The 12,125-nt window shown below is 65.6% G+C and carries 8 protein-coding genes; 5 read left to right on the top strand and 3 right to left on the bottom strand.

Annotated features, from left to right (window positions below; all coding sequences use genetic code 11):
- Positions 1–71 precede the first annotated feature (71 nt).
- Together VGV58_RS23995 and VGV58_RS23990 are read left to right on the top strand one after the other, a co-directional pair.
- Entirely contained in the window at positions 72–1,301 is a 1,230-nt protein-coding gene (locus VGV58_RS23995; RefSeq protein ID WP_326876792.1) for an MFS transporter, read from the top strand.
- A gap of 75 nt (positions 1,302–1,376) precedes the next feature.
- Positions 1,377–3,062: an FAD-dependent oxidoreductase gene (locus VGV58_RS23990; protein WP_326876565.1), complete on the top strand. Its 1,686-nt coding sequence runs from the start codon at positions 1,377–1,379 to the stop codon at positions 3,060–3,062.
- Between the two features lie 199 nt (positions 3,063–3,261).
- Here the strand turns inward: VGV58_RS23990 and VGV58_RS23985 are convergent, their stop codons facing one another.
- The 3 genes from VGV58_RS23985 to VGV58_RS23975 all read right to left on the bottom strand — a co-directional run bounded on the left by VGV58_RS23985 (position 3,262) and on the right by VGV58_RS23975 (position 7,165).
- Positions 3,262–4,488: a flavin monoamine oxidase family protein gene (locus VGV58_RS23985; protein ID WP_326876564.1), complete on the bottom strand. Its 1,227-nt coding sequence runs from the start codon at positions 4,486–4,488 to the stop codon at positions 3,262–3,264.
- Positions 4,485–6,029, bottom strand: a complete 1,545-nt coding sequence (locus tag VGV58_RS23980; RefSeq protein WP_326876563.1) for a cation:proton antiporter — start codon at positions 6,027–6,029, stop codon at positions 4,485–4,487. The genes VGV58_RS23985 and VGV58_RS23980 overlap by 4 nt, the downstream gene beginning before the upstream one ends.
- A 242-nt stretch (positions 6,030–6,271) precedes the next feature.
- Positions 6,272–7,165: a LysR substrate-binding domain-containing protein gene (locus VGV58_RS23975; protein ID WP_326876562.1), complete on the bottom strand. Its 894-nt coding sequence runs from the start codon at positions 7,163–7,165 to the stop codon at positions 6,272–6,274.
- Between the two features lie 117 nt (positions 7,166–7,282).
- Here VGV58_RS23975 and VGV58_RS23970 point away from each other — a divergent pair, with 117 nt between their 5' ends.
- The 3 genes from VGV58_RS23970 (at position 7,283) to VGV58_RS23960 (ending at position 11,966) form a co-directional block, all read left to right on the top strand.
- Positions 7,283–8,281, top strand: coding sequence for a Bug family tripartite tricarboxylate transporter substrate binding protein (locus VGV58_RS23970; RefSeq protein ID WP_326876561.1), 999 nt, complete (start codon positions 7,283–7,285; stop codon positions 8,279–8,281).
- A gap of 10 nt (positions 8,282–8,291) precedes the next feature.
- Positions 8,292–9,848 carry a sulfatase-like hydrolase/transferase gene (locus tag VGV58_RS23965; protein WP_326876560.1) on the top strand — a complete coding sequence of 519 codons (1,557 nt, stop codon included), beginning with the start codon at positions 8,292–8,294 and terminating at the stop codon, positions 9,846–9,848.
- Between the two features lie 282 nt (positions 9,849–10,130).
- Entirely contained in the window at positions 10,131–11,966 is a 1,836-nt protein-coding gene (locus VGV58_RS23960; RefSeq protein ID WP_326876559.1) for a methyl-accepting chemotaxis protein, read from the top strand.
- The last annotated feature ends 159 nt before the right edge of the window (positions 11,967–12,125 follow it).

Raw genomic sequence — 12,125 nt, 5'->3', positions numbered from 1 at the left:
GCAGGCCGATTCCGCGGATTGCTCGGCATGGATCGGCACGATCCACGCAGCCATTGCGTATGGAGGCACTGATGCTGGACAAGGCCTATCGCGGCCAATGTGCCGCGGTGACGGTGCATTGCACGGATGAAGCGCAGCGGCGCAAGCGCGGGCTCACGCTATTTGCCCTGGCGCTCGGCAGTTTCTGCATCGGGACGTCCGAGTTTGCGAGCATGGGAATCCTTCAGCTGTTCTCGGCTGGCCTCGGCATCGACATCCCCACGGCGACGAATGCGATCGCGGCCTATGCCCTTGGCGTGGTGATCGGTGCGCCACTGCTGACTCTGGCGTCGGCACGGCTGAACCGGCGCACGCTTCTGCTTTGCTTGATGGCGCTGTTCATCCTCGGCAACGTCCTGTCAGCGCTCGCCACGGATCTTAGCATGTTCGCCCTGGCGCGCTTCGTCAGCGGCCTGCCGCAAGGGGCCTATTTCGGCGCCGGCGCCGTGGTTGCGTCCTATGTCGTCGGCCCCGGCCACGGCGGAAAGGCCTTCGCGCTGGTCATGACCGGGCTGACGGTCGCGACGATCATCGGCTCGCCGCTGGCAACCTTCCTCGGCCAGACAGTGGGATGGCGGAACACCTATTTCAGCGTTGCCGGGGTTGCCGCGCTGGCCTTGCTGGCCTTGTGGGCCTGGGTGCCTCGCACCGAGGCGCTTCATGGTGGGCCGGTGGTGCAGGAGCTTGCCTCGCTGCGCAAGCCTGCCGTCTGGGCCATGATGCTCGTTGCAGCGCTCGGCGTAGCCAGCATCTTCGCCGTGTACACTTTTATCGGCCCCTTCGTCACCGATACGGCGGCGCTCGACCAAGCCTGGATTCCGCTTGCGCTGGCGCTGTTCGGGGTCGGCATGACCGCTGGCAATCTGATCGGCGGAAAGTTGGCCGACAGCCATCCTGCCCGGGGATTGATCATCGGGTTCGGCAGCGCCCTGTTCGTGCTGGCGGTGCTGGCCGCCGCCGGTGGCCACGTCTGGATCCTGATGCCGACTTTGTTCGGCGTCGGCATGACCATGATGGTCGCCATCCCGACGATCCAGGTCCGCCTGACCAGCCTCGCGCCCGAAGCGCCCACGCTGATGGGCGCCATGAACCTTGCGGCGCTCAACGTCGCCAACGCCATCGGTGCCTGGGCCGGCAGCGCGACGATCGCGGCCGGCTATGGCCTGCTCTCTGCGGTATGGGCGGGTTTCGGGCTGACGCTCCTGGGCCTTCTAGTCTTCACGCTGACGCTGCCGAAGGCGCCCCAGCTCGCGCCCGCGTGATTGCGATCAGGCTCCTCATCTGGTCGGATCGTGTCGCGTAAGAGAAGTCTCGCAGTCCAACGCGGAGGTCACCCCATGGCAATCGGCGATGCTCGGCGAGAACAGGTTTTTCCGAGACTGTCCGCCCTTCAAGTTGCGACGGCGCGCCGCTTCGCGAGCGGGGAGCCGCACCGTTTCGGCTCTCGCGACGTCCTTTATGACACCGGCACCCGCGACGCCCCGTCCTGGCTGATCCTCGAGGGGTCGGCCGATGCGATCCGGCGCAGCGCGGCCGGTCACTCATCGCTGGTCACGACCTACGGTCCCGGCCAATTCACCGGCGAGACCAACCAGCTTTCGGGGCGCCCGGCCCTGATGTCGGTCGTGGCGGGTGAGGCCGGCGCGATCGCGATACCCTTCGATGCGTCGCATCTGCGTGCGCTCGTCATTGGATCGGCCGATGTCGGCGAGATGATCATGCGGGCCTTCATCCTTCGGCGTGTCATGCTGATCGAGGCCGGGCAGAGCGGCGGCGCAGGGTCGATCCTGGTCGGACGCCGGGATGATCCGGGTATCGTCGGCTTGTCGGGTTTCCTCACCCGCAACGGTTACCCCCACACTGTCATTGCCGCCTGCGAGGCAGAGGGGCGCGAACTGGTCGAACGGCTTGGCGTTGCCCCCGACGATCTGCCGCTGATGGTCTGTCCGAACGGCACGGTGCTCAGAAGCCCGAGCAATGCCGATGCCGCCTCCTGTCTCGGCATCACACCGGATCTCGAGGCGGACAAGGTCTATGACGTGGCGGTCATCGGAGCCGGGCCGGCGGGGCTCGCCACGGCAGTCTATGGCGCGTCCGAGGGGCTGTCCGTTCTCGTCCTGGACAGCCGCGCCTTCGGCGGCCAAGCTGGCGCATCCGCCCGGATCGAAAACTATCTCGGCTTTCCGACTGGCATCTCCGGGCAGGCGCTCGCAGGGCGGGCCTTCAATCAGGCGGCGAAGTTCGGTGCTGAGCTCGCCATTCCGCTGACCGTCGGATTGCTCCGCTGTCACGGCGAGGATGCGAAAGCCCCGTTCAGCCTTGAGCTCAGCAATGGTGGTACTGCGCGCTCGCGCACCATCGTGATCGCTTCGGGAGCGCGCTACCGGCAGCCCGCCATTCCTAACATCGAGGAGCTGGAAGGGGCCGGTGTCTCCTACTGGGCATCGCCGGTCGAGGCGCGGCTTTGTGCCGGCCAGGACGTCGTCCTGGTCGGTGGCGGAAACTCGGCGGGCCAGGCCGTCGCCTATCTCGCGCCGCAGGTCCGGCAGTTGCATCTGGTGGTGCGCCGGCCCCTCGAGCAGACGATGTCCCGGTATCTGATCGATCGGATCGCGGCGCTGCCCAATGTCGAACTGCATGTGGGCAGCGATATTGCCGAATTGCACGGCGACCGGATGACAGGGCTGACCGGGGCGACGTTTCGTGACATCCGGACCGGTGCGGTCCGGAAATGCTCCTCGCGCCATCTTTTCCTGTTCATCGGTGCCGATCCCAACACGCGCTGGCTCGACGACTGTGTAGCGCTCGACGGAACCGGCTTCGTCCTCACGGGGGAGGGCGCCGGAGACGGCGAGCGCTTGCCGCTCGAAACCAGTTGCCCGGGTATCTTTGCTGTCGGAGACGTCCGGGCCGGTTCGACCAAGCGGGTCGCCGCCGCCGTCGGCGAAGGTGCCGCCGTCATCGCACAGATTCACTCCGTCCTGACACGGCAGGTCGGCCGTGATAGCGGCGCGGCGCGGTAAGCGTGATGGATCGAGACCTCTCCGAGGCCTCAGGGCCAGCTACGCTAAGGTGCATGCGCGGGTCGACGGAATCATGAGAGCCTCCGAATGGCGGGACTGAAGCGCGCCATAAGCGGAAGCTGGACCCTCAACAGGAAGTAGACATCTCTAAATTCCTTTCGTTCCGCTCGCAGGTGGTTCTGCTTACTCGATCTCCAGATCACAGTTTCAACGAGTCCAGGATGGCTCGTGCGGCAGCAACGCCGGTCTGAAACGCACCATGTGCGGTCGAAAAGTCCTGCGTCGAGCAGGCCTCTCCAGCAAAGAAGAGCCTGCCATCAACGTCGGCGGCGAGAACCGCCCGCGCCTTGGCGTGCCCGGGCAGCGCGTGGCTGTAAGAGCCTCGCGAGAAGGGCTGGCGCCCCCAGCGCGATTGCGCGATCGGCTCCAGCCGGCTCCTGATCCCGTGGCCGAACAGCCCGGCCAATTCGTCGCGCGCGAAAGCCGCAAAGGCATCGCCGTCGGCTTCGAATTCGCGTGCGGTCTCGCCGCCCACGAAGCCTTCGATCAGCGGCCGGCCGAACGGCCGAATATGATAACTCGCCGTTCGCTTCACATACGGATTGCCCAGGACCTGCGTGTCCGGTTCGAAGCCGTCGCAATCGGGCAATTTGAAGATGATCTTGTCCGCCAAGCCCAGTGGGAGCGCGCCGGCGGCATCGATATGATCCGAGGCCCGAGGCGGCAAACGTATCGTGCCGGAGGCAAGCACATCGGTCGGGACCGTGACGATGACGCGCGTCGCCTCGATCTCTCCTCTCGCGCTGGTCAGCCGCAACGCATGTCCCGATGCGTCGATGCCGGTGATCGCCGTGTTCAACGCGACCGGCACGTCCTTCGCCGCGGCGGCAATGAGGCTGCCATAGCCTTCGGTCAGGCGCCAGTTCACGCCGGTCTCGGCATCTGCATAGGCGAGATAGTCGCGGACCGAGAGCTGCTCCAGCTCCGTGCCGTTGATATAGGTACTGAGCGCCTCGAGATAGGGCGTCCAGCGGTCGTTTCCGTCCAGAAGGTCGGAGGCGCGGTCGCTTCCGGAAGAAGCCTCGCGCAGGCGCTGCTCGAAACGGGCGAAGGCGGCCCGTGCGGCACGCTGGTCCGCTGCGGGAAAGCCGAGATCGCGAAACTGGACACCCCATGGCGGCGTAGTCCGGTCGAGATGGAAGCCGAGCTCCGGTGCGAGCGAAGCCCAGCCATTGCGATCTGCGGAATGGAGCCAGCCGCAGCCAAGGTCGAAATGCAGGCCTTCGTGGAAAGCGGTGTGCGCCCGCCCGCCGATCCTGTCGGTCGCCTCGACCAGAAGCACGTCGAGGCCGGACGCGGCGAGATACCGGCCCGCTGCAATCCCGGCAGCTCCGGCTCCGACAATGGCGACATCGAGCCGCTTCATACGCTTCCTTCCCGCGGCGCGGCGCCGAGCTCCAGCCAATCGAGCTCTTCCTCGAGCCGGTGAAAGGCATCGTCTCCGATGGTGCCGCGCTTCCGCAGCTCGAATGCGGTCTTCCGCGCGGCCGCGAGTGCGGTCCGCCGCAGGGCGTTATGGTCGGTGTCGAGCTGTGCGGCCCGTCCGGTCTGCTCCAGCATGTCGCGATATTCCTGTCGGATCGCCGCCGCAGACGCCGGCTGCACACCTTCGAGCGATCCGATCGCGGCCTCCAGCGCAGCCTTCCGCGCAACGGCGAACTCACGGTCGACAGGGTGATCGTCGCTGATCGCGAGATAGCGCAGCAGCGGCGCCAGCGTCAGCCCTTGGACCAGCAGCGTACCGACCACGACGGTGAAGGCACAGAGCAGAATCAGGTCGCGATAGGGAAAATCAGCGGGAAGGGCGAAAGCGGCTGCGAGCGTGACGATGCCGCGCATGCCACACCAGGCGATGACGATGCTGCCCTTGACGTTCTGGAAGGAGGCGGCCTTCTCGCTCGCGCCGGAAGGCCGGCCCGAGAGCAGGAGGGCAAGACCCCTATAGGTCGCGACCCATGTCAGCCGCACGAGAATGACCGTTGCGAGGACCGCAAGCGCGATCCAGGCGTAACCGACACGTTGCCCAGCATCGAACCCTTCGAGGATCGGGCGCAACTGCAGTCCGACCAGCACGAAGGCAAGAACCTGGAGTACGAAGACGGTCGTCTCCCAGACAGCATAGGAAGGGATGCGCAACCGCGCGCTCGTCACGGCTGGAACCGTCCGCGCGAGAACGATGCCGTAGACGACGACGGTGATGATCCCGGACAGATGCAGCCGCTCTGCCAGGATCCAGACACCGAAGGTGGTGATGAACTGCACGATGATGGCACTTGCCGGGTCACGAAAAAGCGCGAGCAGCCGCACCGCGACCCAGCCGAGAAGCGCTCCGAGAACGATGCTGCCGACCGTGACAAGCGCGAAGGCCGGCAATGCGCTGGCCGCACTGAAGCTGCCGGCCGCGACCGACCCCACGGCCAGGCGGTAGATCAGCAGCGCGGTCGCATCGTTCAAAAGGCTCTCGCCTTCGACGATCACCACAATGCGATGGGGTGGCCGCAGCTTTCGCAGGATCGCCGTGGCGGCAACGGCGTCGGGCGGCGCGACGATCGCCCCGAGCGCGATCGCGGCGGCCCAAGGAATGTCAGGCACCAGCCACCGGGTCACAAGTGCGACAGCGGCCGTCGTGACGCCGACAGCCACGAAAACCAGGCTGGATACCGGCAGCCAGTTCCGGCGCAGATCGCGCGGCGAGCTGTCGAAGGCCGCGTCGAGCAGGATCGGCGCGACGAAGAGGGCCAGCACCAGGTCCGGATCCAGCGTGATGCGCGGCGCATCGGGAATGAAGGCGAGAGCCGCCCCGCCAATGGCGAGCACGACCGGATAGGGGATGCCGATCCGTCGCGACGCTGCCGCGAGGATGACAGCCCCGAACATGATGACCAGGAGTGACTCGAACAGGACCATGCCATGCGAGTTTATCGCTCAATGCGGTGGTGTCGATCGCTGCCGACATCACAACGGCACTTCTTATGACGCGGCGTAAGCCTGGTCATGATTGAGGCGGAAAGAACAATCGCTCAGCCTGTCCCACTTTGGCGAGAAGCGCCAACACCCGACGTTGGGGCACCGCCCGGAACCAGACATCAGGCACAGCTTTCGGAATGCTGATTCGATACTGCGGCAATTTCGGCGCGGCTGAGCTGCTCTCAACCGCTATCGACGAGCGCTGCCCGCGCGATTGCCAGAAAACGGCGCAGCACCGGCGTTTCGCGATTGAGCGACCAGGCCGCAGCCAGTTCAGCCACCGGTGAATCGTCGTCCTGCAGCGGGCGATATACTACGCCCTCGAGGTCGAGCCGCGAGATCGACTGCGGCACCAGCGCGACGCCGATGCCGCCGCCGACCAGCCCGATGATTGTGTGGAGCTGGTTGACCTCCTGCGCGACCTGCGGCTCGAAGCCGGCGCGCTTGAACGCGGCGCGGAAACGGCCCTCGACGTAACGCCGCTTGCGCGCTGGCGTGACGATGAAGCGCTCCTCGCGGAGCGCCGATAGCGGGACCGAGTCCGCCTCCGCCAGGGGATGGCTCGCCGGCAGGGCGACCAGGTAATTCTCCCGCAGCAGCGGCAGCTTGCCGAAGCCCGGCTCGTTGAACATCGGCCTGAGCAGGCCGACATCGATCCGGCCCGAGCGCAACGCCTCGACCTGCTCCTCGGTGACCATTTCCTGCAGGACGAGCGAGACCTCCGGCAATTCGCGGCTGAGCCGCGAGACCAGCCGCGGCAGCACGTTGAAGGGTGAGGCCTCGACGAAGCCGATGGTCAGCCGGCCGATCTGGCCTTTCGCAGCCCGCCTTGCGCCCATCGCCGCCTGCTCGAACTGGCGCAGGATTGTGAGCGCGTCAGCGAGGAAGACGCGGCCGGCATCGGTCAGGGCGACGCGACGCTTCGTCCGTTCGAACAGCCTGACCGAGAGCGATTCTTCCAGCTTGGCGATCTGCTGGCTGAGTGCGGGCTGGGTCACGCCGAGGCGCGCCGCGGCCCGGACGAAATGCAACTCCTCCGCCAGGGTGACGAAGGAGGAGAGCTGTCTCTGGTCCATGCTTCCTCCGGGAGAAACAACTTATAAGCAGAACTAATTTCTCGATGGCACTTCAGTCGCGGATTTTCACGTTCGAGCGGGCGGAGAAGCAATGCCTGCCTTGTGCGGGAGGGCGCGATGACGATCGGTCGGGATAGAGCGAGCGGTTCGCTACGAGGCGCGCTGGTCGCGGCGCTAGCGGCAGTGTCCGGGATTTGGGCCGTGCCGGCGGTGGCGCAGTCGCCCTGGCCGAGCAAGCCGATCCGGCTCGTCGTGCCCTATCCGGCCGGCGGCAATGTCGACCTGCTCGGGCGATTGATCGGTCCCAAACTCAGCGAGGCGCTCGGGCAGCCGGTAGTGATCGATAACAAGCCCGGCGCGGCCGGCGCGATCGGCGCCGCCGACGCCGCTCATGCCGAGCCTGACGGCCACACCTTGCTGATCGGCGACATCGCCACCCACGCCATCAATCCGGCGCTGCAGGACAAGCTTTCCTACCGGCCGATGGAGGATTTCACGCCAGTGATCCGGCTGACATCGGTCTCGCTGCTGCTGGTGGTCAATCCGAAGGGGCCGGCAAAGAACCTCGCCGAGCTCGTCGCCTTCGGCAAGGCCAATCCGGACAAGCTGACCTATGCCTCGGCCGGCGTCGGCACGCCACAGCATCTCGCCTTCGAGCTGCTCAAGGCCAAGACCGGGATGAAGGGCGCGCATGTGCCCTATCGCGGCTCGGCGCCGGCGATCAACGACCTGCTCGCGGGCCATGTCACGGCGATGATCGACGGCACCGCCGTGCCGATGGCGCGCGAGGGCGCGCTGGGGGCGCTCGGCGTCACCGGGCCGAAGCGTTCCGCTGCGCTGCCGGATGTGCCGACCGTGGCCGAGGCGGGCGCACCGGGTTACGAGTTTGCCTCCTGGCATGGGCTCTTCGTGCCGGCCAAGACGCCGGCGGCGATCGTCGAGCGGCTCAATGCCGAGCTGAACAAGGTCGTTGCCGACCCGGTGGTCCGCGAGCGCATGACGGCGCTGAACATCGACCTCGTCGGCGGCACGCCAGCCGCCTTCCGCGATTTCATCAAGGCCGAGACCGGCAAGATCGCGGAGCTCGTCCGCATCTCCGGCGCCAAGGCGAATTGAGAGCAGGACGATGCCGGACGTAGCCGCCGACCGTTACGAGGAACTCGCCGGCGAGGCCTTTTCGTCGCAGCAGCCTGCGGGGCAGGCGGCAGGGCGCAATCATGTGCTGTTCGTGACGGTCGACCAATGGCCGGCGCGGCTGCTCGGCATCGCCGGCCATCCGGTGGTGGAGACGCCGACACTCGACCAGATCGCCCGCGTCGGCACGCGTTACACCAACGCCTATGCCGAGTGCCCGATCTGCATCCCGGCACGGCGCTCGATGATGACCGGCACCAGCCCGCGCGGCCATGGCGACCGCGAGTTCCAGCCGGCCTTGCCGATGCCGGCGCATCTGCCGACCCTGGCGCGTAGTTTCCGCGACGCGGGCTACCAGACCGCGGCGATCGGCAAGCTCCATGTCTATCCGCAGCGCGACCGCATCGGCTTCGAGGAAGCACTGTTGGCGGAGGAGGGGCGCGGCCATCTCGGCGGCGTCGACGATTACGAGCTCTTCCTCGCCGATCGCGGCTATCCCGGCCAGCAGTTCATGCACGGCATGAGCAACAACGAATATGGCTGGCGCACCTGGCACCTGCCGGAGGAGCTGCACGTCACCAACTGGACGACCTGGGCGGCGGCGCGCACGATCAAGCGGCGCGACCCGACGCGGCCCGGGTTTTGGCACGTCTCCTATACCCATCCGCATCCGCCGCTCGTCCCGCTTGCGAGCTATTTCGAGCGCTACCGGGCGCGCGAGGTCGATGCGCCGCGCATGGCCGACTGGGCGAGGGATCCGGAGACGCTGCCCTATGCGGTGCGCGTCGCCTGGAACTATTGGGAGCAGCTGCCGCCGGACCAGCTCGCCGATATGCGCCGCGCCGTCTACGCGCTCTGCACTCATATCGATCATCAATTGCGCATCCTGATCGGGACCTTGCGCGAGGAGGGCCTGCTCGACGACACCGTCATCCTGATCTGCGGTGATCATGGCGACATGCTCGGCGACAACGGTCTCTACGCGAAACGGCTGATGTATGAGGGCTCTGCGGCCGTGCCGATGCTGCTGGCCGGGCCTACCGGCGACGGGCGGGTGGGCGTCGGTGCCACCGATGGCCGCCTGGTCGGCCTGCAGGACGTCATGCCGACGCTGCTCGATCTTTGCGGCGTGCCGGTGCCGGCAAGCTGCGAGGGCCTCTCCATGGTCGGCAAGCGCCGGCGCGAGATCCTCTACGGGGAATCGCTTGTCAGCGCGAAGGCGACCCGCATGGTCCATGACGGCCGCTACAAGCTGATCTGGTACCCGGCCGGCAATCGCCTGCAGCTCTTCGACCTAGAATGCGATCCGCATGAGGAGAGCGATCTCGGCGCCGATCCCGCCCATGCCCAGATCAAGGAGCGGCTCAGCCAGACCCTCGCCAGCCGGCTTTATGGCGGCGACGAGGCGTGGCTGCACGAGGGCAAGCTCGTCGGCATGGCCGAGCCGGCGCTGTCCTCCGCGCCCAATCGCGGCCTGTCAGGGCAGCGCGGGCTGCACTATCCACCGATCCCGGTCACCGATCCCGCCAAGGCGGTCGGCTCGGCGTGATGCTAGGCCGACATGCGCCAGAACCAGACATTGGCCCATTGCTCGAAACGAGACATTCATGGCGGGCTAAAGCGTTCTTGCACGTGGGGTCAGAAATCCGAACGGGTCGCTGTGCTCTTAGCATTTTTGCAGATTGCGCGTTGACCATCCGCCGCCACTTCCCGCGATCAGATTGAGAGAAGTCACGGGCATTAACCACAATAAATCGCGATGTTAACGGATCGCTAGCCAATCAATGCTTGGCTTCCGCAGAAGCATGAACCTTGAACGCGGGGGCAGTGGATGCGGTTTTTCTCAGAGGCCGGCTCGCAGGCGACGGCTGAAGCTGCATCCATCCGACGCTGGCAGGCGGTCATCGAATTCGACCTCGACGGCCGAATCCTGGACGTGAATGAGATATTCCTGAAAGCAGTCGGCTACGCGCGCAGCGAGGTTGTGGGCAAGCATCATTCAATGTTCGTTCCAGCTCAGGAGCGCGATAGTGAGGCCTATCGAAGCTTCTGGCAGGACCTGAAACAGGGGCAGGCGTTGCAGGCGCAGTTCGCCCGGGTCGCCAAAGATGGCCGCCGCATCTGGCTGCAGGCGACCTATACGCCGATCTGCGGGCGCGGCGGCGGCCAGCCCTTCAAGGTCATCAAGTATGCGACCGACATAACCGACATCAAGGAAGCGATGTCGAATGCCCAGGGCCAGATCGCGGCCATCGGCAAGTCGCAGGCCGTGATCGAGTTCGATCTTTCGGGCAATATCCTGGATGCAAATGACAATTTCCTGCAGGCTCTGGGTTATAGGCTTGATGAGATCAAAGGCCGGCACCATTCGATGTTCGTTGAGCCAAGCGAGCGCAACGATGACGCCTATGCCCGCTTCTGGCAGAAGCTCGGCCGTGGCGAGTATGACGATGGCCAGTATCTGCGGATCGGCAAGGGTGGGCGTAAGGTCTGGATCCAGGCATCCTATAATCCGATCGTCGATGCCCTTGGCCAAGTCTGGAAGGTGGTGAAGTTCGCGACTGACATCACCGCCAACAAGCAAGCGGAGATCGCCCTTCGCCAGGCTGTGGAGGAAACCCGCACCGTCATCGCGGCGACGCAGGCCAAGAATCTGACGCAACGTGTTCCGCTTGACGGCAAGACCGGTGAGATCGGAGAACTCTGCCAGGGCGTCAACGAATTGGTCGACTCCTTCGGTGCGATTATCCGCGCCGTCAGCGAGATTTCGGCGCGGGTGGCCGTCGGGTCGCAACAGATCGGCTTCGACAGCAAGGACCTTGCTCAGCGCACCGAGGAGCAGGCATCCTCGCTTGAGGAGACGGCAGCGACCACGGAAGAGCTCGCCGCTTCGGTCAAGCAGAGTTACGAGCGAGCCCGCGAGGCTGCCGGCCTGGGGGCTCTTGCCGACGCTGCGGCCAATCGCGGCGGCAAGATCGTCACCGATGCTGTAATGGCGATGGAGAGGATCGAGAAGGCCTCGAACGATATCGGCGAGATCATCCGCGTGATCGACGACATCGCCTTCCAGACCAATTTGCTCGCGCTCAATGCCGCGGTCGAGGCCGCGCGAGCCGGCGATGCCGGCAAGGGCTTCGCAGTGGTCGCCAGCGAAGTCCGGACGCTGGCGCAGCGATCGGCCGAGGCCGCCAACGATATCAAGAAGCTGATCTCGAATTCGACGCAGGAGGTTGGAGAAGGGGTCAGGTTGGTGAACGAGGCCGGCTCGTCGCTGGCCGAGATTGTGCGTTCCTCGACCAGTGTCGCATCAGCCCTGACCGACATCACCAGCGCCTCGCGCGAGCAGGCCAACGGCATCGAGGAGGTCGCGAAGGTCGTCGCGCATATGGATGAAATGACCCAACGAAATTCCTCGATGGCGGAGCAGAGTGCGAGTGTCGCGGCCGAACTTCAGCGGGCGACCGAAGCGCTACAGAAGATGGTCCAGGATTTTCGCATCGGTCCGGCTGGCGACGGCACGATCGAACACGATCTTACCGGCGCTTTCACCGCACAGCTGCGCCAGTCAGCTTCGCATATGGCATCCATCTTGCCGAGAACGCCAAGGCCTACGCATAGCCTGAAACGCGCCGCGGGCGGCGCTGCTGGCGGGTGGAACGAATTCTGAGGGGAATTCTGGAGCTGGAGGATGCCGCAACGGTGTCCTAACGGCCCCGGGGAGGCTCCGCAAGGCAGACGGAGGGAGCACACAAGGATGCCTTAGAGCCGCTCCTCTAGTCCACCTAGGTCAACCTCTTGCGCCATCGGCATTGGGGTAGCAAGCGCC

Origin of the sequence: Allobosea sp. (genome assembly GCF_035944895.1) — a bacterium.
Taxonomy (GTDB): domain Bacteria; phylum Pseudomonadota; class Alphaproteobacteria; order Rhizobiales; family Beijerinckiaceae; genus Allobosea.
This window is presented reverse-complemented; position numbering and strand designations above follow the sequence as displayed.